1 protein-coding gene is annotated in these 261 nt (G+C 39.5%); it reads left to right on the forward strand.

Annotation, left to right across the window (positions count from 1 at the left end; genetic code table 11):
* Nucleotides 1–261 (forward strand): hypothetical protein (locus tag KVS71_RS17755; protein WP_217585194.1); only part of this gene is annotated, 261 nt, incomplete at both ends.

The following is a 261-nucleotide window of genomic DNA, read 5'->3' on the forward strand; positions in this document are numbered from 1 at the left end:
CCTACCCTGATCGATCTTGGAGGCGGTGCAACGCATAATGAACTGGATGGTGCATCCTTTAAAAATGTGTTGTTAAATAAAAAGAAAAACCACCATCAATACATTTTTGCTGAAACATCTATGGAGCCGCATTTCTGGTATAATTATACGCCTTCGCGGGCTATCATTACGGATGACGGCTTCCATTATATCAAAAACTATCATCCCGGAGCGCGTTTTATTACGCACATAGATAAGGTAGAACAGAACGAATTTTATTTT

The sequence above is a fragment of the Microbacterium sp. GbtcB4 genome, from assembly GCF_019091465.1.
Taxonomy (GTDB): domain Bacteria; phylum Actinomycetota; class Actinomycetes; order Actinomycetales; family Microbacteriaceae; genus Microbacterium; species Microbacterium paraoxydans.